Below are 25,263 nucleotides of genomic sequence, written 5' to 3'. Positions count from 1 at the left end.
GTGGCGAAACGTAACCCGTACGCCCCCCGCGAATGGCTGCCGCACGAAAAGCCGATGCTGCCGGGATCGCCCTCGACACCGCTGCATGCGCCATCGAAACGCATCGCGTTTGGTCTGATCGGCCTGCTGATCTCCATTACCGGCGCGCTGAGTAATGCGCTGGTGACCGCCAACCTCACCAATCTGCAGGGCACCTTCGCCGCATACAGCAACGAAATCGCCTGGCTGCCGGCGGTCTACGTGATGGGCAATATCTCCATTAATCTGTTGCTGGTGAAGTTCCGCCAGCAGTTTGGTCTGCGGCTGTTTACCGAAGCCTTTCTGGTGCTGTACGTCATCGTGGCGTTTTTTCACATCCTCGCTAACGATCTCAGCTCGGCGATTATCGTGCGTACCGCGCACGGCATGGTGGGCGCGGCGCTCAGCTCGCTGGGCATCTATTATCAGATCCAGGCCTGGCCGGCGAAGCACCGTCTCAAAGCGCTGGTGATTGGTATCACCGCCTCACAGCTGGCGATTCCGCTGGCGCGGCTGTTCTCCAGCGAGCTGCTGCAGCTGGAGGAGTGGCGCGGCCTCTATCTGTTTGAGCTGGGCCTGGCGATGATTGCGCTGGGCTGCGTGCTGGTGGTCAAGCTGCCGCCGGGCGACCGTATCAAAGCGTTCGAAAAGCTCGATTTCGTCACCTTTATGCTGCTGGCACCGGGCATGGCGTTATTGTGCGGCGTGCTGTCGCTCGGGCGCATTGAGTGGTGGTTCAGCACACCCTGGCTTGGTGTCTGTCTGGCGCTGGCGCTGGTGCTGATTGTCGCGGCGGTGGTGCTGGAGCATAACCGCGCTAACCCGCTGATTAACACCCGCTGGCTGAGCAATGGCATGATCGTGCGGCTCGGCATTGTGATGATCATGATGCGCATCGTGCTGGCCGAGCAGAATACCGGCGCGGTGGGCTTTCTGCAGCAGCTGGGCCTGCTCAACGATCAGATGCGCGGGCTGGCGCTGGCGATCATTGCGGGCGTGATCTGCGGCATGATTGCCAGCGCGCTGACCATCAAACCCAACCATCTGAGCTGGCCAATCGTGGTCTCGCTGGCCGTAATGATTGTCGCCTCGCTGATGGATGCGCAATCCAGCCCGCTGACGCGCGCCAGCAATCTCTACTTCAGCCAGTTTCTGCTCGGTTTCAGCAGTGCTTTTTTCCTTGGGCCAGCGATGCTGCTTGGCATCGGCGGCGTGGTGACTCAGCCGAAAAATCTGGTGAGTTTTGTCGTGCTGTTTGGCATGAGCCAGAATCTTGGCGGGCTGATTGGCTCCGCCATTCTCGGCACCTTCCAGACGTGGCGTGAAAAATATCACTCCAGCCTGCTGGGCGATCAGCTGTCGCTGCTCGATCCCAATGTGCTGGATCGCCTCAGCCAGTACAGCGCGCTGTTTCGCAGCCAGCTGGCGGACAGCGGCCTGCTCAGCGCGCAGAGCAGCAGTCAGCTGCAAACCGTGGCCACGCTGCAGGCCAACGTGCTGGCTTATAACGATACCTATTTACTGACTGCCGCGCTGGCAATGGTAACGCTGATGTGGGTGCTGTGGCGCCTGACGCGGCTGCGTTATCTCAACTGGCGCCAGGCGCGACATAATCTGACTGAGCAACAGCAGCAGGCTGCGCCAGCAAACCGAACGGAGACCCCATGAGTCAACAGGACGATCTACAGGCTGCGGAGCGCGAGCGCACCAACCGCCGACGCATTCTCTCTATCGCTGCCGGGAGCGGTATCGCCATCGTGGGCGTGCTGGTGATTTTATACGCCTGGCAGCTGTGGCCCTTTACCAGCACCATCCAGTCAACGGAAAACGCCTACGTGCGTGGCCAGGTGACCTTTATCAGTCCGCAGGTCAGCGGCTATCTGACAAACGTTGAGGTAGTTGATTTGCAGCCGGTGCGCAAAGGACAGCTGCTGATGACCATTGACGATCGTATCTATCGCCAGCGTGTGCATCAGGCGCAGGCACAGCTGGCGATGAAGATTGCCGCGCAGAATAACAACCAGCAGCAGCAGAAGAGTGCGGAGGCCACTATCGCCAGCAACAAAGCCGCGCTGGAGAATGCCAAAGCGCAGGCGCTAAAAAGCAGTCTGGATTTGAAGCGGGTGGAAAATCTGGCGGCGGATGGCTCGCTGTCGGTACGCGAGCGTGACGCCGCGCGCGCAGCCAATGCGCAGGCTCAGGCCCAGCTGCGCCAGGCGGCAGCGCAGGTGGCGGTCTCGCAGCAGAATCTGCAAACCACCATCGTCAACCGCGCGGCGCTGGCCGGCGACGTAGCCAGCGCGCAGGCGGCACTGGAGCTGGCCAATATCGATCTGGACAACACGCGTATTATCGCGCCGGACAGCGGCCAGCTCGGTCAGCTGTCGGTGCGCAAAGGCACGTACGTTACTGCCGGCACGCGGCTGACCTCGGTGGTGCCGGATAATAAATGGGTGATCGCCAACCTGAAGGAAACCCAGCTGGCGCGCGTGCGCCCCGGTCTGCCGGTGTCGATCCGCGTTGATGCGCTGGACGGCAAGCGCTTTGACGGCCGCGTTGAGTTTATCTCGCCCGCCGCCGGATCTGAGTTCAGCGCTATCTCGCCAGATAACGCCACCGGTAACTTCGTGAAAATCGCCCAGCGGATTCCGGTGCGCATCAAAATTCTTGGTGATGAACTGCAGCAGCTGCGGCCCGGGATGTCAGTGGAAGTCGACATTGATACCGCCGCCGAACCACACCGGGATGCGTTATGAAGCGGCCGTTACTCGCGGTGCTCATCGCGATGCTGCTGACCGGCTGCGCCCGCGAAGTGGAGCAGGCGCCGTCGTCGCTGCCGATTCCGCCCGACTGGCGCCAGCAGGTCGGGCCCGCCGCCGCGCCGGAAGCGCAGTGGTGGCGCAGCTTTGGTGATGATCGCCTCAACTGGCTGGTGAACCAGGCGCTGCAACACAACAGCGATATTCTCATTGCCCGGTCGCGCGTCGATCAGTATCGCGCCGAGCTGCGCGCTGCGCAGGGCGACAACTTCCCCACGCTGTCGGCGGGCGTGGCGGCAACCCATCAGCGTGCGCTGTCAGCGGCGACCGGTCAGCCATACGAAAGTGCGGTATTTCAGGGACTGCTGCAGGCGAATTATGAGGTCGACTTATGGGGCAGCCGCAGCAACAGCATCCGCGCGGCGGAAGCCACGCTGGCGGCGCAGCGTGCGGCGGCCTCGGCAGCCGAGCTGACGGTGGCCAGCTCGGTCGCGTCCGGTTACCTCAGCCTGTGCGCGCTCGACGAGCAGCTGCGCGTCACCGAGGCCACGCTGGAAACGCGGCAGAACTCGCTGAACCTGGCGCAGCGTCAGTTCGAAACCGGCTATACCTCGCGGCTGGAATGGATGCAGGCGGCATCGGAGTATCAGACGGCGAAAGCGCAAATTCCCCAGCTGCAGCATCAGATCGCCCAGCAGGAGAACGCGCTCAGCATTCTGGTGGGCATGAATCCGCGCCAGATTGCGCGCAGCAGCCAGTTCGACCAGCTGCGACCACACGCACTGCCGGCGCTGCTGCCGTCGCAGCTGCTGAATCGCCGGCCTGACATAGTCCAGGCGCAGCGCCTGCTGCTGGCGAGCGACGCGTCGCTGGCGGCGGCACAGGCACAGCTGCTGCCATCGCTCAACCTGACGGCGTCCGGCACGCTGCAGAGCAGCCAGCTACACGATCTGCTGGATAATCCGTTCCGCCTGTGGAGCATCGGCGGCAGCGTGCTGGCACCGCTGCTCAACCGCGAAGCGCTGACCGCACAGGTGGATGTGGCGATGGCATCGCGCAACCAGGCGCTGTACGGCTACGAAAGAGTGGTGCGCAACGCCTTTGCCGAGGTGGATAACGCGCTGGATGCCATTACGCGCAGCCAGCAGCAGCTGACGGAACTGCAGGCGCAGGAGCGCTACGTTGCCGAGGCGTGGCGGATTGCGCGCAACCGTTATCAGAATGGCTATGCGTCCTACCTTGATGAGCTTGATGCGCAGCGCACGCTGTTCAGCACCCAGCTGAATATTGTGGCGGTGAAAAACACGCTGCTGCTGGCGCAAATCGATCTCTACCGCGCCCTCGGCGGCGGCTGGCAGGGTTGATCATCATGCCGCAGCCGCCTGGCTGCGGTCATAAATGACGTCTAAAGCCCGTTCACCCCGCTTTCACAACAGCACCAGCCCGAACTTAAGTGGTTCATGCTTTTTTTTACTTGTCTTTACAATTAGTGGTATTATCCGCGGCGCTTTACACAGTCTGAACGGAACTATGCAGGGGTTGTTGCCTGCACGGCCGCGTGGTTGCGCGGCTTGCCATGACAGGGGAAGAAAAGGAAATGATGAATAAAAAAGCCACGCTGGCACTGCTGGTTGCAGCGGTATTAATCACCGGCTGTGCATCGCGCACGGCACCGATCCAGAACGTCAGCCAGACGGTCGCGCAGAGCTACAGCGATCAGCAGATGCAGCGCGCTATCGTGGAAGCTGGCGCGGCCAATCACTGGGTGATCTCACCGGCGGGTTCGGGCGTGATGAATGGTCTGCTGGCAGAACGCGGCCACACGGCGAATATCCGTATTACCTATACTGCTAACAGCTACCGCATTGATTACGTCAGTAGCACCAATCTGAAAGCAGGCAGTGGCCAGATTCACCGTAACTACAACCGCTGGATTCAGAACCTGAACCAGGGCATCCAGACCCGTCTGGCGGTGCAGGCGGTAAAATAAGTCATCACGCGCGCCGCTAACAGTTAATCGTAAAGTTAGCCGGCACGCTGCCGAAATAGAAACAGGCGGACCCGATGTCCGCCTGAGAACTCGGCGACATCCGCGTGAGGCGGATGACTGGAATAGAGAGCAGGGAAGGGATGCCGCGCAGCGAAAATCTGACCATCCCTGAGGCTGAAGAAAGAATGCAGGTATGAAACTCGCTTACTCCCTTGTTGACTGGCATGCCATCGCGCCGGGCCACAGCAGCGCCGACGACTGGCAGCGCTGGGCGCAACACGCGCCGGTACTGGATGCCTGCCTGGCTATCGCCAAACCTCAGTTTTTACCGATGATGACTGCCCGTCGTCTCAGCCCCGGCAGCCGTGCCGCCGTTGAGTGCGGCCTTGCGCTGCTGGCCCGACAGTCGGTTGACGCCGTGGTGTTTACCAGCCGCCATGGCGAACTGGAACGCAATCTGCGTATTCTGCGTACGCTTGCGGACGGCCAGCCGCTATCCCCCACCGACTTCGCGATGTCGGTGCACAACTCGGCGGTCGGCAGCCTGACCATCGCCGCACGTCAGCCATTAGTGTCATCGTCAATTTCTGCCGGCATCGACAGCTTCCAGCAGGGCCTGCTTGAGGTCAGCACGCTGCATCAGGCCGGTTACCGGCAGGTGCTGCTGGTGGATTTTGACGGGCTGGTGCCCGACTACTACCGTCCGTGGCTGCCGGAGATCGATACCTTTAATGCACCCTACGCGGTTGCGCTGCTGCTGCGCGCCGGCGAAGCGTGGCGCTGTACGGCGACCGCCGCCCGCTCTCAGCCCGATGCGCTGCCGCAGAGCCTGCAGTTTCTGCATGCGATGCTGAGCGAAACGGCGGATTTCACCCTGGCCGGCGAGCGTCATCAGTGGCGCTGGGAGCGTGCTCATGGCGGATAACGCTATGCCGATGCGCCAGCGGCGCGGTGGCAACTATTACTGGCGGCTGGTGATGACCGCGCTTTGCTTTAGCCTGTTCAGCATTGGCGGTCTGTTGCTGTCGCTGATCTGGTTCAACCTGCTGCTGCTGATTCAGCGTGACGGTCTGCGCCGGCGGCAGATCGCGCGCCGCAGCATTGCGTGGAGCTTTCGCTGCTTTCTGCGCTTCTGCCGTTTTGTCGGCGTGTATGACTATCAGATGCTGGGTGCAGAAGCGCTGCGTCAGGATCGCGGCTGCCTGATTGTCGCCAACCATCCGTCGCTGATCGATTACGTGATGATCGCCTCGCTGTTACCCGAGATGGATTGCCTGGTGAAGGCCGACCTGCAGCACAACATTTTCTTCCGCGGCGTTATTAAATCAGCCGATTACCTGATCAACAGCGAGGCGGAGACGCTACTGCCGGATAGCCAGCAGCGGCTGGCACGCGGCGATACCATTCTGATTTTCCCCGAAGGGACGCGCACCCGCTACGGCCAGCCGCTGCAACTGCAGCGCGGTGCGGCAAATATTGCGGTGCGCGCCGGATGCGATCTGCGCGTGATTCATATCACCTGTACCCAGCGTATGCTCGACAAGCAAAGCCGCTGGTATCAGATTCCGCTGGTTAAACCGGTTTTTACGGTACGCGTACAATCGCGTATTGCCAGCCACGCCTTTCACGAAGCGGATGAGGATGCGCAGCCGCTGGCCGCGCGCCGTTTGACGCGTTATCTGCAAAAGGCGCTGGTGCCTGAAGAGACAAAGTAAGTTATGCAAGCACTGATTGACGACATTAAAACCATGATTATCGACACGCTGAATCTGGAAGATATCAGTCCGGATGATATCGATAGCGATGCACCGCTGTTTGGCGAAGGGCTGGGGCTCGACTCGATCGATGCGCTGGAGCTGGGACTGGCGGTGAAAAACCGCTTCGGCGTGCAGCTCTCCGCCGAGAGCGAAACGCTGCGGGCGCACTTTTTTTCCGTGGCCACGCTGGCCGCTTTTGTTGAACAACAGCAAGCCTGAGAACCGTCGACATGAATAAACAAGATATTTACCAGGAAGTGGCGACGCTGCTGGCTACGCTGTTCGAAATTGATCCGGACGAGATCCGCCCGGACGCTCGCCTGTATGAAGATCTCGAACTCGACAGTATTGATGCGGTTGACATGGTGGTGCATCTGCAAAAACGCACCGGGCGTAAGATCAAGCCAGAAGCCTTCCGCGCGGTGCGCACCGTACAGGACGTGGTTGACGCCGTCGACCAGCTGATGCGCGACCAGGCCTGATAAACGCCATGCACAGGCTGTTGCAGCTGCTGAACGCGCTGGCGCTGATCGCCTGGCCATTGCTGGTATGGCTGGCGCTGACTCACCCGCAGTGGCGCGGCGTGCTGGTGCTGCTGGCGCTGGTGTTTGCGGCGCGCATCTGGAGCCTGCGTCAGGCGCAGGGCGCGCTGAACCGCACGCTGCTGCTGCTGGCGCTGATCGGCTGCCTGCTGTCTCTCGCCAGTATCGTGTTGCGGGCGCAGCATCTGCTGCTGTGGTATCCGGTGGTGGTGAATGGCCTGTTGCTTCTGCTGTTCGCCGCGTCGCTGTTCAGCCCGATGCCGCTGGTAGAGCGCCTGGCGCGCCTGCGTGAACCTCAGCTGCCGCCGCGTGCCGTCCGTTATACCCGACGCGTGACGCAGGTGTGGTGCGGGTTTTTTATTTTCAACGGCAGCGTGGCCCTGACTACCTGCCTGCTGAGTCATATCCGGCTATGGACACTCTGGAACGGGTGCATCAGCTATGTGCTGATGGGCGCGCTGATGGGCGGCGAATGGCTGCTGCGTCAGCGCATGAGGAAACACGCATGAAGGCCGTGGCGATTCGCGACTGGCTGCACGGCGCCGATCGTCTCGTCGCCTGGCAGGGGCAACAGCTGCATACGCTGGCGCAGATGCGGCAGCAGGTGCTGGGCTTAACCCATCAGCTACAGGCGCAGCCTGGCGCACGCTGGGCGCTGTGCTTTGACAACAGTTACCACTTTACCGTGGCGCTGCTGGCGAGCTGGTACGCCGGCAAAACGCCGGTCATCCCCGGCCACTGCCGCGCAGCGCAGCTGGAAGAGATGCACGACAGTCTTGATGGCGTGATCAGCGATATGCCGCTGGCGGTCACCCTGCCACAGCTACGCTGGGACGGCGCGCTGGCGCAGGGCGCCCTGCCAGATATAGCGGCGCAGGCGAGTCTGGTGCTGTTCACCTCCGGCTCAACCGGAACGCCTCGTTGCGTGGTCAAATCACTGCGCGCTATGGATCTGGAAGCTCAGTGGCTGGCCGATCTGTGGGGCACGCGTCTGCAGGCGTGTCACGTCATTGCCTCGGTAAGCCATCAGCATCTGTATGGCCTGAGTTTTCGCATTATTCTGCCGATGGCGCTCGGCCTGCCGTTCGCCGCGCAGCAAATTTTTTATGGTGAGCAACTGGCGGATCAGCGTGCCGATCGCCGCTACGCCTTTATCAGCAGCCCGGCGTTTTTGCGCCGGCTGGACACGGCGCTGGTGGCGCCGCCCTGTGCACTGATTGTCTCCGCGGGTGGCGCGCTGCCGGGCGCGGATGCGCAACGCGCGCAGCAAACGCTGGACTGCGCAGTGGATGAAATTTATGGCAGTACCGAAACCGGGGTGATCGCGTGGCGCCGGGCCAGCGATGACGCTGCGCTGTGGCAGTGTTTCCCCCACGTCTCGCTGCGCGAGATCGCGCCGCAGCGCTGGCAGGTCTTCTCCGATCTGCTGGAGAGCCGCGCGGGCTGTGCGCTGGACGACCGTATTGTGCAGCAGCCGTCGGGCCAGTTTCAGCTGGCAGGGCGCCAGGATCGGGTGGTGAAAATTGAAGACAAGCGCGTGTCGCTGAGCGAAGTAGAGCGTCGCCTGCTGGCGCTGCCTTGTGTGGAAGATGCCGCCGCGCTGGCGATTCAGCGTCACGGCCGCCATGCCATCGCGGTGGTGCTGGCGCTGCCGCAGCTGCCAGACGCCGCCACGCTGCACCAGCGTAAACAACAATGGAAACGCGCGCTGCAACCCTGGCTGGAGCCGGTCGCCATGCCGCGCTACTGGCGGGTGGTGACGGCAATTCCGGTCACCGCGCAGAGCAAACGCGCATGGCCGCAGATAGAGGAACTGTTTGATGTTACCGGTTGAATTAAACGCGCAACAGCAGGATGGCACGCTCACCCTGCGCCTGCTGGTGGCTGCCGACCTGCTATGGTTTCGCGGCCACTTCCCGACGCTGCCGATTCTGCCGGGAGTGGCGCAGCTTGACTGGGTGCTGCACTACGGCCTGACGCGCCTCGCGCCGGGTAAGAGTTTTGCCTCGATTGAAAACATCAAATTCCAGCAGCCGGTGCCGCCGGATGCGCAGCTGGAACTGCAGTTGCAGTGGCTGCCGGAAAAGTCGCTGTTGAGTTTTCGCTACGCGCTGCTGCGCGGTGCGCAGGCTGAGGTCGCCAGCAGCGGGAAGATTCGCCTGTGCTGAGTGCCTCTTTTGCGCCCTGCGTGCTGATTCCCTGCTACAACCACGGTGCCATGCTGGCGTCGGTGCTGGCGCGGCTGGCCCCGTTCAACCTGCCGGTGATCGTGGTCGACGACGGCAGCGATGCCCGGACCAAACAGCACATCGCTGCGCTGGATGCGCCGCAGCTCCGGGTGCTGACGCTGCCGCACAATCAGGGTAAGGGAGCGGCGGTGATTGCCGGACTGCGCGCCGCCGCGGCCGCGGGCTTTAGTCATGCGCTGCAGCTGGACGCCGACGGACAGCATCAGGTGGAGGACACACCGCGCATGCTGGCAGAGGCCGAACGCTATCCGCACTGCCTGATCTCCGGCCAGCCGCAGTACGATGCCTCAATCCCGAAATCCCGGCTCTATGGTCGCTACATCACCCATTTCTGGGTATGGGTGGAAACGCTGTCGTTCTCGCTGAAAGACAGCATGTGCGGTTTCCGCGTCTATCCGCTGGCAGCGTCGCTTAAGCTGTGCGATCGCCGCGCTATTGGCCAGCGCATGGATTTTGACACCGAGATCATGGTGCGCCTCTACTGGCAGGGCACGCCGAGCCGGTTTATCCGCACGCGCGTGACCTATCCGCCGAGCGGCGTCTCACACTTTGACGCGCTGCATGACAACCTGCGTATCTCGTGGATGCACACCCGTCTGTTCTTTGGCATGCTGCCACGCATCCCGCAGCTGCTATCCCGCCGGCGTCAGCAGGCGCACTGGGCAGCGACGCCAGAGCGCCGCGGCCAGTGGGGGCTGCGCTTTATGCTGTGGCTGTACCAGCGTGCCGGCCGCCTGCCGTTTATTCTGCTGCTGTGGCCGGTGGTGGCGGTGTACTGGCTCAGCGGTCGCGCGGCGCGGGCGGCGTCGCAGCAGTGGCTGACGCGCGTACAGGCCGTGGCGCATCAACAGCAGATTGCGCTGGCGCGGCCGCTCAGCAGCTATCGCCACTTCCTGCGTTTTGGCAACAGCATGCTGGATAAAGTCGCCAGCTGGCGCGGTGACCTGCAATGGGGACGCGATATCGACTTCGCGCCCGGTGCGGAAACGGTGATTCGCGCCGCTGAAGGCAAAGGTCAGCTGATTCTCGCCTCGCATCTGGGCGATATCGAAGCCTGCCGGGCGATGGCGAAGCAGGTCAGCGGTCTGGTGATCAACGCGCTGGTGTTCACCGACAACGCCCAGCGCTTCCGCGCAGTGCTGGAGAGCATTGCGCCGCAGGCGGGCGTCAATCTGCTGCCGGTCAGTGATATCGGCCCGGACACCGCAATTTTACTGCAGCAAAAGCTGGATGCCGGTGAGTGGGTGGCCATTGTTGGCGACCGCACCGCCGTGCAGCGTCAGCGCGGCGGCGAACGGCGCGTGGTGTGGAGTGAATTCATGGGCCAACCGGCACCGTTCCCGCAGGGACCGTTTGTGCTGGCGGCGGCGCTGCGCTGTCCGGTGCTGCTGATGTTCGCGCTGCGCCAGCAGGGCAAACTGCGCGTGCACTGCGAGGCCTTTGCCGATCCTTTACCGCTGCCGCGCAATGGGCGACAGCAGGCGCTGCAGGTGGCGGTCGATCGCTACGCTGCGCGCCTGCAGCATCATGCCCTGCTGGCACCGCTGGACTGGTTTAACTTTTACGATTTCTGGGCTCTGCCCGAAGAGGAGCAACGCGATGCGTGACGCAAGCTGGCGCGCGGAGATTGAACGGGTGGTCTCGTTTCATGACTGCGATCCGATGGGCGTGGTGTGGCACGGCAACTATTTCCGCTACTTCGAAGTGGCGCGTGAAGCGCTGCTGCGCAGCATCAACTACAGCTATGCAGAGATGAGCGCCAGCGGCTACGTCTGGCCGGTGGTCGATACCCGGGTTAAATACCGCCTGCCGCTGCGCTGTGAAGAGGCCATTCGTGTTGAAGCCAGCATCAGCGAATATGAGAACCGGCTGCGCATCGATTATGTCATCCGTAACGCTGCCGGGCAGGTGACCACCAAAGCGCACACGCTGCAGGTGGCGGTCAGCGCCAGCACGCAGGAGATGTGCTTTGTCTCGCCGGATATTCTGCTGCAGCGTTTGGGGGTGTCATCATGATTCGTCTGTTCTGCCTGCTGCTGACGTTGCTCAGCGCCAGCGCCAGCGCGGTGACGCTGGAACAGCTACAGCAGCGCTTTGCCAGCCAGCCGGTGATTCGCGCCAGCTTTGTTCAGGTGCGCAGCATTGCTGGCATGGCGCAGCCGCTGGTGTCGCGCGGCCAGCTGTTGATTGCTCAGCAGCAGGGGCTGTGGTGGCACCAGGCGACACCGTTCCCGATGACGCTGATTCTGGATGATCACCGCATGGTGCAAAGCATGAGCGGCCAGCCACCGCAGGTGATCACCGCTGACAGCAATCCGCAGATGTTCCAGTTTAACCATCTGTTGCGCGCGCTGTTCCAGGCGGATGAGCAGGTACTGCGCGAGAATTTTGTGCTCGATTTCCGCGATGATGGTGGCGACGGCTGGCAGCTGAGCCTGACGCCGAAAGCGGCACCGCTGAATAAGATTTTCAACCGCATCGATCTGCAGGGCGCGGCGTATCTCAACCGCATTACGCTGGATGACCGCCAGGGCGATAAAACGGAAATCACTCTGAGCGATACCCGTACGCAGCCCGGCCAACTGACAGATGAAGAGCGAGCCCGTTTTGCCGCAGCGCAGTGAGATTTTTGCCGCGCGCGCCTGGCTGGCCGTCTGTCTGCTGCTGATGCTGGCGCTGGCCTGGTTACTGCCGCGCAGCCACATTAACAGCAGCGTGCTGGCTCTGCTGCCGCAGCAGAATCTTGGCCAGGCACCGGCGGAGATTCAGCAGGGCTTTATGCAGCGGCTCGACCGTCAGCTGGTGTGGCTGGTGAGTGCGCCTGGTGCGGACGGTGACGCCGCCGCCGCGTGGTGGCAGGCGCAGCTCCAGGCACTGCCGATGCTCAGTGAGGTTAGCGGCGCGCTGGATGATGATCAGCTGCAGCGCTGGGGAAGCTTTGCTTATCAGCATCGCAACGGGCTGATCGATCCGCTGACGCGTGCGCGACTGCAGCACGGCGGCGGCGCGCAGGCCGACTGGATTCTGGCGCAGCTGTTTTCGGCGTTTGCCGGGGTGAGCAGCAAAGAGCTTGCCGGTGACCCGCTGCTGCTGGTGCGTGGCGCGCAGCTGGCGCTGCAGCAGAACGCCAGCAAAATGGTGCTGCACAATGGCTGGCTGACGGTCAGCGATGCGCAGCAGCGCCGCTGGTATTTTCTGCACGGCGAACTGGTACATAACGCCTTCAGCATGGCGCAGAGCCATCAGCTGGTCAGCGCGCTGCATCAGCTTGAGCAGCAGTTGAAACAGCGCTGGCCGCAGGTGCAGCTGCTGACGCGTGGCACGGTACTGTTCAGCGACGATGCCAGCCAGCGCGCACAGCATGATGTTGCCACGCTGGGCAGCGTGACGCTGGGCGGTTTACTGCTGCTGGTGTGGCTGGTGTTTCGCTCACTGCGGCCGCTGGCGCTGAGCGCGCTGTCGGTAGCCATCGGGGCGATGGCCGGCACCGTGTTCACGCTGCTGTTTTTTGGTGAGCTGCATCTCACCACGCTGGTGATGAGTCTCAGTATTGTCGGCATCTCGGCCGATTATACGCTGTACTACCTGACGGAACGCATGGTGCACGGCGAGCACGCCACACCGTGGCAGAGTCTGCATAAAGTGCGCGGTACGCTGCTGCTGGCGCTGGGCACCACGGCGATCGCCTGGCTGCTGATGCTGCTGGCACCGTTTCCCGGGCTGCGCCAGCTGGCGGTATTTGCCGCCAGCGGCCTGGGCGCCTCGTGCCTGACGGTGATCTGTTTCTATCCGTGGCTGGTGCGCGGCCTGCCGGTGCGACCGGTGCCGGCGATGGTGTGGCTGGCGCGCTGGCTGGCCGCGTGGCGCCGCCAGCGCGGGCTGCGCGTCGGGTTACCGCTGCTGGTGGCCCTATACGCGCTGAGCGGCATCTTACAGCTGCGCGTCGACGATAATATTGCTCATCTGCAGAGCGCGCCGGCGCAGCTGCTGGCGCAGGATCGCCAGCTGGCGCAGCTCACCGGGCAACAGGCCGATCAAACCTGGTTTGTCGTCTGGGGTGATAACGAGCAGCAGGTGTTGCAGCGGCTTAATGCGCTGGCGCCCGAACTGCAGCGCGCGCAGCAGCAGGGCTGGCTGGCGAGCTATCGCCTGCTGCCGCTCAGCACGCTTGAACAGCAGCAGCAGGATGTCGCGCTGTTACAGCAGGCGGCCCCAACTATCATGGCGCGTCTGCAACAGGCCGGGATTAATCCGGCGCAGGCCAGTCTGCAGCCGATGCCGGTCAGCGTGCAGGCGTGGCTGGCGAGTCCGCTGAGTGAAGGCTGGCGGTTGCTGTGGCTGTCGCTGCCTGACGGACGCAGCAGCGTGCTGGTCCCGGTGAGCGGCGTGCAGAACAGTGCCGCGCTGCAAAAGCTGGCGACAGCGCAGGCAGGCGTGAGCTGGGTTGATCGCAAGGCCCGTTACGATGAGCTGTTTGGCTTCTGGCGCACGCTGTTAAGCGGCCTGCTGGCGCTGGCGCTGCTGCTGATCACCGTCAGCTACACCCTGCGCCTTGGCCTCAAAGCCGGGCTGCGCAGCGCGCTGCCGTCATGGCTGTCGCTGGCGGCCGCGCTGGCCACGCTCGGCTGGCTGGGTGCCAGTCTGAATCTGTTTGCGCTGCTGGCGCTGATTCTGGTGCTGGGCATTGGCATCAATTACACGCTGTTTTTCAGTAATCCGCGCGGCACGCCGCTGACGTCGATGCTGGCGGTGACGCTGGCGATGATGACCACGCTGCTGACGCTGGGCATGCTGGTGTTCAGCAGCACCAGCGCCATCAGCAGCTTTGGTACTGTGCTGTGCAGCGGAATTTTTTGTGCATTTTTACTGGCGCCGCTGGCGCTGGCGGGCGGAAAAAGGAAACCACGATGAGAACGGGTGCGTTACTGCTGGCGCTCAGCCTGCTGCTGAGCGGGTGTGCGTCTCACCATGACCAGTCCAGCCGGCCCACGGCCTGGCTCAAACCCGGCGTGCGCGTCACGCTGCCGGCACCGGGCATTTCGCCCGGCTTTCAGCAGCAGCAGTTGCTGACCGGGCGCGTGAAGGGCAAAACCCAGTCATTGCTGGTGCTGCTCAGCGCGGATGCGCAGCAGATCTCGCTGGCCGGGCTGTCGTCGCTTGGCATCCGGCTATTCCGCGTCACTTACGATCAACAGGGGATTCATACCCAGCAGATGATGGCGCTACCCGACCTGCCGCCAGCCAGCCAGGTGCTGGCCGATATTATGCTGAGCTACTGGCCGGTCAGCGCGTGGCAGCCGCAATTGCCGTCCGGCTGGACGCTGCGCGATGTGGGCGACCGGCGCGAATTGCGCGATGCCTCCGGCCAGCTGATCAGCCAGATTCATTATCTGCAGCGCGGGGAACAGCGTGAGCCGATTAGCGTCGATCAGCGCGCCTTTGGCTATCAGATTCACATCCAGCATCTGGACGCCTCCTCATGATTTACCTGTCGGCTTTTGGCATGGTCAATGCGCTGGGCAGCAGCCTGGCGCAGATTGCCGCCCAGCTACAGCAGGGCACAGCGCCCGGCATGCAGCCGCGTGACGGCTGGTTAGCGCAGGGCAAGCGCTGCTGGCTAGGTGAAGTGCCGGGCGCGCTGCCGCCGGTACCGGCTGAACTGGCGGCGCATGATACGCGCAACAATCGATTGCTGCTGGCGGCGCTGCAGCAGTGCCAGCCAGCGCTGGATGAGGCGATTACGCGCTATGGTCGCGCCCGCGTGGCCATCGTGCTGGGTACCAGTACTTCCGGCGTGGATGAGGGCGATCGGCAGACGGACGGCGGCCATGCCGGTTATGACTACCGGATGCAGGAACTGGGCGATCCGTCGCGCTTTCTGGCGCACTATCTGCAACTGGATGGCCCGGCGTACACCATTTCTACTGCCTGCTCCTCCAGCGCGCGCGCCATCATCAGCGGGGCGCGGCTGATTGCTGCCGGTCTGGCCGACGTAGCGCTGGTGGGCGGTGCGGACTCGCTCAGCCGCATGCCGATTAACGGCTTTGCCAGCCTCGATTCGCTGTCGGAACAGCACTGCGCACCGTTCAGCGCCGGGCGCGACGGTATTTCGATTGGCGAAGCGGCGGCGCTGCTGCTGCTGACGCGCGAGCCACAGCCGCTGGCGCTGCTGGGCTGCGGTGAATCGTCAGATGCCTGGCACATGTCAGCGCCGCATCCGCAGGGCGTGGGCGCGGAAGCCGCCATGCGCATGGCGCTGCAGCAGGCCGGTTTGCAGCCGCACGAGGTGGGCTATATCAATCTGCACGGTACCGCCACGCCGCTGAACGATCAGGTTGAAGCGGCGGTGATTCACCGCCTGTTTGGCGATGCCGTGCCGTGCAGCTCCACTAAGCACCTCACCGGCCACACGCTGGGCGCAGCAGGCGCCACCGAAGCCGCGCTGGCGGCCCTGATTATCCAGCAACAGTTGTCGCTACCGCCGCAGGATTTTTCGCACGCGACGCAGGATAGCACGCTGCCGCCCTGTGGACTGCTGACTGTGGCACAGCCGCTGGCGCGCCCGGTGATTGCCTCCAACTCATTTGCCTTTGGCGGGAACAATACCTGCCTGATTGTAGGATCTTCGCATGAATGATTTTTTGCCGGTGGGCGATTACCTGCCGCACCGCGCGCCGCTGCTGCTGCTTGAGCGCGTGCTTGACGTCACGCCAGACAGCGTTGTCTGTGCGGTCACGGTGAGCCCGCATGGCGTGCTGGCACCGTTTCTCACGCCGCAGGGCGAGCTGCCGGCATGGTTTGGCGTCGAGATTATGGCGCAGACCGTTGGCGTCTGGTCCGGCTTTCATGCCCGCCAGCGCGGTGCCAGTGACATCCGCCCCGGCATGCTGCTGGGCGGGCGCGGCTATCGCGCCAGTGCGTCCACCTTCGCGGCACACAGTGCGTTGCAGATTGAGATGCACCTGCTGATGCGCGATGACAAGCTGGGCAGTTTTGAGGGCGAGATCCGCTGCGGCACCAGCCTGCTGGCCAGCGGACGACTGAACACCTACCAGCCCGACGACGACGAATTAACCCGATTAGCGCAACAAGGAACCGAGTGATGACCCGCAGCGTATTAGTAACCGGGGCCAGTAAAGGTATTGGCCGTGCCATGGCTTTACGTCTGGCCGCCGACGGATTTGATATTGTGGTGCATTACCACCGCGACGCCGCCGGTGCGCAGCAGACGCTGGCGCAGATCGTTGCCGCAGGCGGCCGCGGCCGCACGCTGCAGTTTGACGTGGCACAGCGGGAAGCCACGCGTAACGCGCTGGAGCAGGATATCGCTGCGCACGGTGCTTATTATGGTGTGATCAGCAATGCGGGCATTACCCGCGACGGTGCTTTTCCGGCGCTCACCGAAGACGAATGGGACAGCGTGATCCACACCAACCTCGACAGCTTCTACAACGTGATTCATCCCTGCGTCATGCCGATGATCGGCCTGCGCCAGGGCGGACGCATCATTACCCTCTCTTCGGTATCCGGCATGATGGGCAACCGCGGGCAGGTCAACTACAGCGCGGCCAAGGCCGGTATCATCGGCGCCACGAAAGCGCTGGCGATTGAACTGGCGAAACGCAAAATCACCGTTAACTGTATCGCGCCAGGTTTGATCGATACCGGCATGACCGATCTTGAGCCGCAGGTAATCGACGAAGCGCTGAAAATCATTCCGATGAAACGCATGGGCGCGGCAGACGAAGTCGCTGGCCTGGCCAGCTATCTGATGTCGGATATCGCTGGCTACGTTACGCGGCAGGTGATTTCCATCAACGGAGGGATGTTGTGATGCAGCGGGTAGTGGTTACCGGTATGGGCGGCGTCACCGCTTTCGGTGAGAGCTGGAGCGCGGTGGCGCAGCGCATTAAACAGGGCCAGAATGCGGTACGTAAAATGCCGGAGTGGCAAGTCTATGATGGCCTGCACACGCTGCTGGGCGCGCCGATCGATGACTTCACGCTGCCGCCGCACTACACGCGTAAACGCATCCGCGCCATGGGCCGCGTCTCACTGCTGGCGACGCGTGCCACCGAGCTGGCGCTGGAGCAGGCCGGCCTGATTGACCATCCGGTGCTGACCAATGGTGAAACCGGCATCGCCTATGGGTCTTCGACCGGCAGCACCGGTCCGGTGAGCGAATTCGCCACCATGCTGACGGAAAAGCACACCAACAACATCACCGGCACCACCTACGTGCAGATGATGCCGCACACCACGGCGGTAAACGCCGGGCTGTTTTTTGGTCTGCGCGGTCGCGTGATCCCCACGTCCAGCGCCTGCACTTCCGGCAGCCAGGCGATTGGCTACGCGTGGGAAGCCATTCGCCATGGCTATCAGACCGTGATGGTCGCGGGCGGGGCAGAGGAGCTGTGCCCCTCGGAAGCCGCCGTGTTCGATACGCTGTTTGCCACCAGCCAGCGTAACGACGCGCCGCACACCTCGCCGGCACCGTTCGATCAACAGCGCGACGGTCTGGTGATTGGCGAAGGGGCGGGCACGCTGATTCTGGAATCGCTGGCACATGCGCAGGCGCGCGGCGCGACCATCTATGCGGAGCTGGTCGGTTTTCACACTAACTGTGACGCGGCCCATATCACTCAGCCGCAGCGTGAAACCATGCAGATTTGTATTCAGCGCGCGCTGGACAGCGCAGGGGTGACGGCAGCGCAGATTGGTTACATTAACGCACACGGTACCGCCACCGATCGCGGCGATATTGCCGAAAGCCAGGCGACGGCAGCGATTTTTGGCAATCGTACGCCCATCTCTTCGCTGAAAAGCTACTTCGGTCACACGCTGGGTGCCTGCGGCGCGCTGGAAGCGTGGATGAGTATTGAGATGATGCGTGAGGGCTGGTTTGCGCCAACGCTGAATCTGACGCAGCCCGCCGCCGAATGCGGTGAGCTGGATTACATCACTGGCGCGCCCCGGCAGCTACAGACCGATTACGTCCAGTCAAACAACTTTGCTTTTGGCGGTATCAACACCTCGCTGGTGTTTAAACGCTGGCGCGACGCCTGAGTCTCTCTGTTTACCTTTTATTCCCGTCGTCCGGCGGGAATCTTCCTCCCCGATGATGCCTCTGGCGGTAACACACCGCCGGATTTCGCTTGCATTTAGCTGTACGCTGCGCATAATCGCAAACCGCAATAATAATGATTCTCAGTATAATTTACATCAGGGGATAACCATGCGCAGAACGCCTTTCAATCCCGGAATGAAACCGACGCTGCTGGCCATGCTGGTCAGCGCCGGTTGTTTGCCAGTGATGGCTGCTACCACTAACACCAGTAATGCTCCTCAGGGCGCTAACGAACAGCAGACGCTGACCGTTACCGCCACGCCGCAGAGTGAATTCAAACCCGGCGGCAACGACTTAGTACCGGCCTTTCTCGACGGCCAGATTGCCCACGGCGGTCGCCTCGGCATGCTGGGCGAGCAAAACGCCATGGACGTGCCGTTCAACGTCATCGGCTATACGGCAAAAATGATTCAGGACCAGCAAGCGCAAACCATCGCCGATGTGGTGCGCAACGATGCGGGCGTGCAGAACGTCAAAGGTTACGGCAATTTCGCTGAAACTTACCGCATTCGGGGTTTCACTCTCGACGGCGATGATATGACTTTCGGCGGTCTGCCGGGCGTGGTGCCGCGCCAGGTGATGGACGCTTCGCTGATCGATCGCGTGGAGATCTTCAAAGGCGCCAACAGTCTGGTTAACGGCGCAGCCAGTTCCGGCGTCGGCGGTATGATCAACCTCGAGCCGAAACATGCCGAAGATACGCCGATCAATCGCGTGGGCCTCGATTACACCTCCTCGTCTCAGGTCGGCGGAACGCTGGACGTGGGGCGTCGCTTTGGCGATAACAATCAGTTTGGCGTGCGGTTTAACGCCGTGCATCGCGAGGGCGAAACCGGCGTTGACGGCGAGAAAAAACGCACCACGGCGGCTTCGGTCGGTCTTGATTATCGCGGCGACCGGCTGCGCACCTCGCTGGACGTTGGCTATCAGAAGAAAACCTTCCATGACGGCTTACAGGGCGTGAAATTCGCCAGCGCCGGCGTGATCCCGGCGGTGCCGTCAAATTCGCACAACTACAGCCAGAAATGGGTGTACAGCGATATGGAATCTGAATTCGGTATCGCCAAAGCAGAATACGATATTACCGACAGCTGGACGGCCTATACCGGCCTCGGCGCACAGCACGCCCATGAAACCGGCAACTACGGCGCGCCGACCATTACCAACAGCAACGGTGACGGTACCATCAGCAGCTTCTACTCCAACCGTATTCAGGACAACATGAGCGGCATGGTGGGGCTGCGCGGTGAGTTCCACACCGGTTTTGTCAGCCATAAAGTCAACGTGGGTTACTCGGCGCTGACCACCAATGCGAAAAATGCCTACGACATGTCGCTGGTGGGCACGCCGTTTAATATCTACCACAGCGGTGACGTGACGGAACCGGCGGCCACCTTCGCCGGCGGCAAGTTCTCCGATCCGCTTACCACGTCGCGCACCCGCACTCAGGGCTATCTGCTGAGCGATACGCTGGGATTACTGGACGATACGCTGCTGGTGACCGTCGGTGCACGCCATCAGAAAGTGGTGGTGCGCAGCTATAACTACAACACCGGCGCGGAAAGCGTTGATTCGCGCTTCACCAACGACCGCTGGATGCCAACGTACGGCGTGGTTTACAAGCCATGGAAAGAAGTGGCGCTGTACGCGAACCATACGGAAGCGCTGCAGCCTGGTGAAGTGGCACCTAAAGACGCCGTCAACTATGGCACCGTGACCGGCGTGGCGCACTCGAAGCAGAATGAGATCGGTGTGAAAACGGATTTCGGCCGCATCGGCGGCTCGCTGGGACTGTTCGAAATCCAGAAACCGTCCGGCCTGATCAACAGTGACAATGTCTACGTCATGGATGGCGAGCAGCGCCATCGCGGCGTGGAAGCCAACGTGTTTGGTGAGCCGGTGCTGGGCCTGCGCCTCAACGCCAGCGCCACCTGGATCGATCCGGTGATGAAGAAGACCGCCGGCGGCACTTACGATGGCAAACAGGCGATCGGCGTGCCGCGCTACACCTACGTGCTGGGCGCGGAGTATGACATCAAGCCGGTGGAGGGGCTGACGGCCACGGCGCTGCTCAACCACAGCGGCTCTCAGTACGCCAACTCGGGCAATACCCTCAAGCTGGACAGCTATACCACGCTGGATCTTGGTATGCGTTACCGCATGAAGGTGAATCAGAACGATCTGGTGTGGCGCGTGGCGGTCGAAAACGTCACCAATGAGAAGTACTGGTCAAACGTTGATGACACCGGCACCTATCTCGCGCAGGGCGACCCGCGCACGCTGAAAATCAGCATGAGCTACGATTTCTAAGCGGCCACCACGGGGCGTAGTGACGCTCCGTGGTCTTTTCCAACAGAAATAGTGCTGTACGTTGGCCGCTATTCCATTACACTCTGTGCGGCAATCCCGCTGAAAAACGCCTCTTTCCTGTTGAGTCATCATGAGTTCACCCGCGCCACCTGACGATCACGACGAACCTTTACGGCAACCGCTGGATGATGCGCACTTCGCCATTGTGGTACTTGCAGTGACCTCGGTTACCCTTATAATCTTCGTCCTGATGCTTACATTATGGATGAGCTGAGGCCAGCAACCGACTACGGACGCCCGCAAGGAGATGTCGATGGAATCCCGGGATGACAAACTGATCGCCATCATTGGACTGCTTTCCGCCTGCCTGATCGGCGTAGTGTTCCTTTTCACCATGACCTGGCTGACGGACGTGCGCCATCCAGCCGATCCGTCACTGGATGTACAAACCTGCCCGCCCAAAACCGCCAGCCCGGTGCAGCACTCTTAATCCTGGGTGCGCCATTTAATCTGCTGACTGCGTAACTCCAGCGCCAGTGCTTCATGCAGGGTGCGATTGCCATTGGGATCGCCCAGACCAAACAGCGCGCCAGGCGAGCGCCGATCGTCGGCCCACGCCGGATACTCCACCACCGGATAGAGCGAAATGCCTTCCAGCGCCACGCCCTGCGCTAAGGCCAGCCGCGCTTCATCACTGACATGCCGCAGCCAGGGCGCGCGCGCGTCGCCTTCCGCGCCGGTTTCCGCCAGCAGCAGCGGGCGCTGATAACGCTGCCAGCACTGCATCAGCAGCCGGTGCAGCGGCTGACGCTGCGGATGATCGGGTGGAATGGTGTCGCCGGAGAAGAACCAGTGGTTGTCGGGATAATAGTTCAGCCCCAGGATGTCGAGAAAATTGGGCTGACCACCCAGCTCCGGCGCATCGCGTCCTGCCAGCCAGTCCCAGGCTTCAAACTGCGCCTGATGCTGGCTGTCGGCATAGGGTTTACTGTCGGGGTTGTGCGGATCGGCGGCGATCTGCACCAGCGGGTCGGTCAGCACGAAGCGGGCGTCCGGATAGACGTCGCGAATGGCGTGCATGGCCGCCAGCGAGGCGCGCACCAATTGACGTTTCAGTTCGCGACCGCGCGCGCTGGCGTAGGGATCGAGCCACGAGACATCGGCGCCGGCCCAGGACCAGAAGGATATCTGATTGATAGGCGTAAAGAACGGCTGCTCCACGCCCTCATCCCGCATCAGCTGAGCCATGGCGCGCGCGAAGCGGCCAAAGTGCTCCACAAACGCCGGCTTCCAGATATCGAGATGATCGGGGTAGCCAAAGTGCGCCAGCTCCCAGATGATTTGTAAATCATGGCGCGCCGCCGCGTGAATCATCGGCAGAAAGGTGCGCCAGTCGTATTCACCTGGCGTGGCTTCAATCAGGTGCCAGCGGGCGCCGTCGCGCGCGGTGCGCAATCCCTCCTGCGCCAGCGCGGCGTAATCTTTCTCCAGCAGCATGTCGTGGCCGCTGCTGATGACCATATCCAGTCGTCGCCCGCCGCTGCGGCAGGCGGTAGAGCAGGGGAAGCTGCCCTGAAAAAAGCTGCGAAATAGCCGGGGCTGATGGCGCGGGGATAGCTGAGTCATGATCTTCTCCTCACGAAGAACGCCGGATGCAGAACGCCTGGCTAAGTCTAGACTAAATTAACGCCGCACCCGACGCGGAAGTAGACGGCTCTGATTGCCTTTACGTGCGGTGATACCAACAATAACAGCTTCAGGGTAAGCAGGGATTGAGTATGAGCGAAGCGGCACTGCGTTCCTCACGCGAACGGCCGGGCGACGGGCTGAGAGAACATGCGCAACAGCAATGTGCCCGTCATCCGGGACTGAGCGGCATTCATCCGCTGAACGATGGGCTGGATGCGTTTGCGGCACGCTATCTGCTGATGGGCATGGCGCAGCACACCATCGACGTCCAGTATTATATCTGGCACAACGACATGTCCGGACGCCTGCTGTTCAGCGCGCTGCTGGATGCGGCGGAGCGCGGCGTGCAGGTGCGCCTGCTGCTGGATGACAACAATACGCCCGGGCTGGATGAAACGCTGGCCGAACTCGATCGGCATCCGAATATCGCCGTGCGGCTGTTTAATCCCTTCTCGTTTCGAACCCTGCGCGCGCTGGGCTATCTGACTGACTTCGCCCGCCTGAATCGCCGGATGCACAACAAAAGCCTGACCGTGGACGGCGCGGTAACGCTGGTGGGTGGCCGTAACATCGGCGACGAATATTTTGGCACCGGCAATGAGCCGCTGTTTACCGATCTCGACGTGCTGGCGCTGGGACCGGCGGTAGATGAAGTGGCGGAAGATTTCGCCCGCTACTGGCACAGCAAAGCGGTATCGCCATTGCGCAGCGTCGTGGACACCGGCGCACCGCCGCATGAAGCGGTGCGTTTACCGCCGGAGTGGCAGCAGAGCGAGGCGGTGCAGCGCTATCTGGCGCGGCTGGAGAAATCTTCGTTTGTCAGCCAGCTGGAGCAGGGCTCGTTGAGCATGACCTGGGCACACACGCGGCTGTTAAGTGACGATCCGCGCAAAGGGCTGGGCAAAGCGAAGCGCTCCTCTTTGCTGCCGCAGCGCATGCTGGAGGTGATCGGCACGCCGCAGCAGCAGTTCGATATCATCTCGGCCTATTTTGTCCCGACCCGTGCCGGCGTGGCGCAGCTGCTGGCGCTGAAGCGGCGGGGCGTTAAGATCGCCATCTTAACTAACTCGCTGGCCGCCAATGATGTCACCGTGGTTCACGCCGGCTATGCGCGCTGGCGCAAGAAGCTGCTGCGTCACGGCATTGCGCTCTACGAACTGAAGCCGCAGGCCAATGCCGCGGATGCCCCGCACGATCGCGGCCTGACCGGGAATTCCGGCTCCAGCCTGCACGCCAAGACTTTCACCGTCGATAACCGCAAAGTGTTTATTGGCTCGTTTAATTTCGATCCGCGTTCGGCGGTGCTGAATACGGAGATGGGGCTGGTGATTGAGAGCGAAGCGCTGGCGCAGCAGACCCATCAGCGCTTCAGCAGCGGCATGCGCGACCGCGCCTGGGCACTGCGACTGGATAAGTGGGGCCGCGTTAACTGGGTGGAGTACAGCGGCGAAGCGCGGGAAGTGGTGCATAAGCACGAGCCGCAGTGCACGCTGTTGCAGCGTTTGCTGGTGCGGCTGGTATGGCGTCTGCCGGTGGAGTGGCTGCTATAGCCGGGCTGCACCGCGCGCAGCCCGGCGGGTAAGCACGCCGTTACGTCTGCGCGGAGGTCTCTGGTTTGCGCTGCGGCTTGCCGGAGAACAAAAAGCGCAGCAGCGGGATACGCAGATGAATCTCGTACAGGGCAAAGGCAACGCCAAACACCATCAGCAGGCCGACAAAGAAGCCCAGCGTATTACTGCTGATGTGTGGCGTAACGTAGATGCCGTACAGGATGGTCAGCGGATGGTGCACCAGATAAATAAACAGCGACGCGTTCACCAGATACATGATGCGCGGCGAGTGGCTGTTCAGCAGCTTGTGGCCGAAGCTAAAGCAGACGTTCAGCATACACAAGCCCATCAGCGTAGAAATGATGGCATCAAGCTCGTACAGCCAGCCTTCACCGCTGCTGTAGCGCTGATTCAGGCTGTACGCGATAAACACCGCAATGGCACCAAAGCACATCACCGGATTAAAACGCACAAACAGCGCTTTCAGCGCCTGATGTTTCCAGCTCAGCGCACCCAGCATAAAGAACGGCAGGAAGAACAGCGACTGCATTACCGCAATGCTGAACAGGCCATCCATTAACAGCGCGGGAGCAAAGTGGAAAATCAGCCGGCGGAAGGCGCACCACACCAGCGCATAGGCCAGCAGGGCCAGCGTCAGCTTGCCCCAGCCAACCTGCTGATAATCGATGCGGCGCTGCTGATCGCGCAGCCAGCGGAAGCTCAGCATGCCAAACGCGGTGAGAATCACCAGTACCAGTAAAAACCACAGGTGCGAAATCAGATCCCACATCAGCGCGTTGTACTTGTCATACAGCGAGAAGTTTGCCCAGTCGCCGACTTTGCTGGTGAGATTTTTCAGCATAAAAAACTGCGGCAGGGTAATGAGCGGCACTGCGGTTAACAGCGGAATGCCGACGCGCTCCAGCCGCACCTTCAGCCAGCGGTTGGGCTGATAGCGCAGATAGAGCATATACGAGAAATAACCTGAAATAACAAAGAACACCTGCATGCGGAAGGCGTGAATAAAATCATTCAGCACCGTCAGCCACAGTGAGGCGTCCTGGCTGTTAACCGACCAGCGTTGGGTCGAGTAAATCAGTGAGACGTGAAAAGGCACGCCCAGCAGCATTAAATACGCTCGAATCGAGTCGAGGAAATATTCACGTTCGGGTTTGGCTGAACTCATAAGCTTCCGGTTTGTCAGTTTACTTGCCGGTTTCACCCTGAAACCGGATTATGCTGGATGAAATTCTACCGGCTGTAAACAGCGTA

The 25,263-nt window shown here is 61.8% G+C and carries 25 protein-coding genes; 23 read left to right on the top strand and 2 right to left on the bottom strand.

All coding sequences use genetic code 11. From position 1 onward, the window contains the following. From QMM04_RS06770 to QMM04_RS06665, 22 genes are all read left to right on the top strand, one after another. A complete protein-coding gene (locus QMM04_RS06770; protein WP_282995863.1) occupies positions 1-1,686 on the top strand; it encodes an MFS transporter in 1,686 nt (561 codons plus the stop codon). After that, positions 1,683-2,774, top strand: a complete 1,092-nt coding sequence (locus QMM04_RS06765) for an HlyD family secretion protein (RefSeq protein WP_021508268.1) — start codon at positions 1,683-1,685, stop codon at positions 2,772-2,774. Before QMM04_RS06770 ends, QMM04_RS06765 begins: the two co-directional genes overlap by 4 nt. Then, positions 2,771-4,141 (top strand): efflux transporter outer membrane subunit, encoded by a 1,371-nt coding sequence (locus QMM04_RS06760; RefSeq protein ID WP_141495581.1) that lies wholly within the window; start codon positions 2,771-2,773, stop codon positions 4,139-4,141. The genes QMM04_RS06765 and QMM04_RS06760 overlap by 4 nt, the downstream gene beginning before the upstream one ends. Before the next feature lie 233 nt (positions 4,142-4,374). Next, positions 4,375-4,767 carry a hypothetical protein gene (locus QMM04_RS06755; RefSeq protein ID WP_153002027.1) on the top strand — a complete coding sequence of 131 codons (393 nt, stop codon included), beginning with the start codon at positions 4,375-4,377 and terminating at the stop codon, positions 4,765-4,767. Positions 4,768-4,960: 193 nt separating this feature from the next. Next, on the top strand, positions 4,961-5,692 hold the full coding sequence (locus tag QMM04_RS06750) for a beta-ketoacyl synthase chain length factor (protein WP_282995862.1): 732 nt from the start codon (positions 4,961-4,963) through the stop codon (positions 5,690-5,692). Further along, a complete protein-coding gene (locus tag QMM04_RS06745; RefSeq protein ID WP_282995861.1) occupies positions 5,682-6,482 on the top strand; it encodes a lysophospholipid acyltransferase family protein in 801 nt (266 codons plus the stop codon). The genes QMM04_RS06750 and QMM04_RS06745 overlap by 11 nt, the downstream gene beginning before the upstream one ends. 3 nt (positions 6,483-6,485) lie before the next feature. Beyond that, positions 6,486-6,743: a phosphopantetheine-binding protein gene (locus tag QMM04_RS06740; protein WP_021508263.1), complete on the top strand. Its 258-nt coding sequence runs from the start codon at positions 6,486-6,488 to the stop codon at positions 6,741-6,743. Positions 6,744-6,754: 11 nt separating this feature from the next. Continuing rightward, positions 6,755-7,006: an acyl carrier protein gene (locus QMM04_RS06735; protein ID WP_282995860.1), complete on the top strand. Its 252-nt coding sequence runs from the start codon at positions 6,755-6,757 to the stop codon at positions 7,004-7,006. An 8-nt stretch (positions 7,007-7,014) separates the two neighbouring features. Continuing rightward, positions 7,015-7,575: a hypothetical protein gene (locus QMM04_RS06730; protein ID WP_021508261.1), complete on the top strand. Its 561-nt coding sequence runs from the start codon at positions 7,015-7,017 to the stop codon at positions 7,573-7,575. After that, complete coding sequence (locus QMM04_RS06725; RefSeq protein WP_282995859.1) at positions 7,572-8,900, top strand: AMP-binding protein; 1,329 nt, start codon at positions 7,572-7,574, stop codon at positions 8,898-8,900. The genes QMM04_RS06730 and QMM04_RS06725 overlap by 4 nt, the downstream gene beginning before the upstream one ends. Then, positions 8,887-9,234, top strand: a complete 348-nt coding sequence (locus QMM04_RS06720) for a hydroxymyristoyl-ACP dehydratase (protein ID WP_278426553.1) — start codon at positions 8,887-8,889, stop codon at positions 9,232-9,234. The genes QMM04_RS06725 and QMM04_RS06720 overlap by 14 nt, the downstream gene beginning before the upstream one ends. Further along, a complete protein-coding gene (locus QMM04_RS06715; protein ID WP_282995858.1) occupies positions 9,228-10,922 on the top strand; it encodes a glycosyltransferase family 2 protein in 1,695 nt (564 codons plus the stop codon). Before QMM04_RS06720 ends, QMM04_RS06715 begins: the two co-directional genes overlap by 7 nt. After that, positions 10,915-11,331: a thioesterase family protein gene (locus QMM04_RS06710; RefSeq protein ID WP_021508257.1), complete on the top strand. Its 417-nt coding sequence runs from the start codon at positions 10,915-10,917 to the stop codon at positions 11,329-11,331. The genes QMM04_RS06715 and QMM04_RS06710 overlap by 8 nt, the downstream gene beginning before the upstream one ends. Further along, entirely contained in the window at positions 11,328-11,939 is a 612-nt protein-coding gene (locus QMM04_RS06705) for an outer membrane lipoprotein carrier protein LolA (RefSeq protein WP_132465231.1), read from the top strand. The genes QMM04_RS06710 and QMM04_RS06705 overlap by 4 nt, the downstream gene beginning before the upstream one ends. Further along, a complete protein-coding gene (locus QMM04_RS06700) occupies positions 11,905-14,226 on the top strand; it encodes an MMPL family transporter (protein WP_282995857.1) in 2,322 nt (773 codons plus the stop codon). The genes QMM04_RS06705 and QMM04_RS06700 overlap by 35 nt, the downstream gene beginning before the upstream one ends. Further along, positions 14,223-14,798 carry a DUF3261 domain-containing protein gene (locus QMM04_RS06695; protein ID WP_125309388.1) on the top strand — a complete coding sequence of 192 codons (576 nt, stop codon included), beginning with the start codon at positions 14,223-14,225 and terminating at the stop codon, positions 14,796-14,798. Before QMM04_RS06700 ends, QMM04_RS06695 begins: the two co-directional genes overlap by 4 nt. Then, positions 14,795-15,952 (top strand): beta-ketoacyl-[acyl-carrier-protein] synthase family protein, encoded by a 1,158-nt coding sequence (locus QMM04_RS06690; protein WP_125309386.1) that lies wholly within the window; start codon positions 14,795-14,797, stop codon positions 15,950-15,952. The genes QMM04_RS06695 and QMM04_RS06690 overlap by 4 nt, the downstream gene beginning before the upstream one ends. Further along, a complete protein-coding gene (locus QMM04_RS06685) occupies positions 15,945-16,418 on the top strand; it encodes a hotdog family protein (protein ID WP_021506454.1) in 474 nt (157 codons plus the stop codon). Before QMM04_RS06690 ends, QMM04_RS06685 begins: the two co-directional genes overlap by 8 nt. Next, positions 16,418-17,149 carry a 3-ketoacyl-ACP reductase FabG2 gene (locus QMM04_RS06680; RefSeq protein WP_058759685.1) on the top strand — a complete coding sequence of 244 codons (732 nt, stop codon included), beginning with the start codon at positions 16,418-16,420 and terminating at the stop codon, positions 17,147-17,149. Before QMM04_RS06685 ends, QMM04_RS06680 begins: the two co-directional genes overlap by 1 nt. Next, a complete protein-coding gene (locus tag QMM04_RS06675; RefSeq protein ID WP_222952048.1) occupies positions 17,149-18,381 on the top strand; it encodes a beta-ketoacyl-ACP synthase in 1,233 nt (410 codons plus the stop codon). Before QMM04_RS06680 ends, QMM04_RS06675 begins: the two co-directional genes overlap by 1 nt. A 169-nt stretch (positions 18,382-18,550) precedes the next feature. Further along, positions 18,551-20,752: a TonB-dependent siderophore receptor gene (locus QMM04_RS06670; RefSeq protein ID WP_282995856.1), complete on the top strand. Its 2,202-nt coding sequence runs from the start codon at positions 18,551-18,553 to the stop codon at positions 20,750-20,752. Positions 20,753-21,065: 313 nt separating this feature from the next. Next, positions 21,066-21,242, top strand: a complete 177-nt coding sequence (locus QMM04_RS06665; protein ID WP_021506450.1) for a hypothetical protein — start codon at positions 21,066-21,068, stop codon at positions 21,240-21,242. Here the strand turns inward: QMM04_RS06665 and QMM04_RS06660 are convergent. Next, entirely contained in the window at positions 21,239-22,378 is a 1,140-nt protein-coding gene (locus QMM04_RS06660; RefSeq protein WP_282995855.1) for a beta-glucosidase, read from the bottom strand. The two genes, QMM04_RS06665 and QMM04_RS06660, sit on opposite strands and share 4 nt — an antisense overlap. Positions 22,379-22,530: 152 nt before the next feature. On the opposite strand from QMM04_RS06660, the gene QMM04_RS06655 reads away from it, so the two are divergent. Next, complete coding sequence (locus tag QMM04_RS06655; RefSeq protein WP_021506448.1) at positions 22,531-23,991, top strand: phospholipase D family protein; 1,461 nt, start codon at positions 22,531-22,533, stop codon at positions 23,989-23,991. A gap of 40 nt (positions 23,992-24,031) precedes the next feature. Here the strand turns inward: QMM04_RS06655 and mdoC are convergent, their stop codons facing one another. Continuing rightward, positions 24,032-25,177 carry a glucans biosynthesis protein MdoC gene (mdoC, locus tag QMM04_RS06650; protein WP_021506447.1) on the bottom strand — a complete coding sequence of 382 codons (1,146 nt, stop codon included), beginning with the start codon at positions 25,175-25,177 and terminating at the stop codon, positions 24,032-24,034. Between the last annotated feature and the right edge of the window lie 86 nt (positions 25,178-25,263).

It is taken from the genome of Pantoea sp. Pa-EAmG (genome assembly GCF_030024295.1).
Classification (GTDB): domain Bacteria; phylum Pseudomonadota; class Gammaproteobacteria; order Enterobacterales; family Enterobacteriaceae; genus Pantoea; species Pantoea dispersa.
Note: the sequence above shows the minus strand (reverse complement) of the source record. Positions and strands in the feature narration are given on the sequence as shown.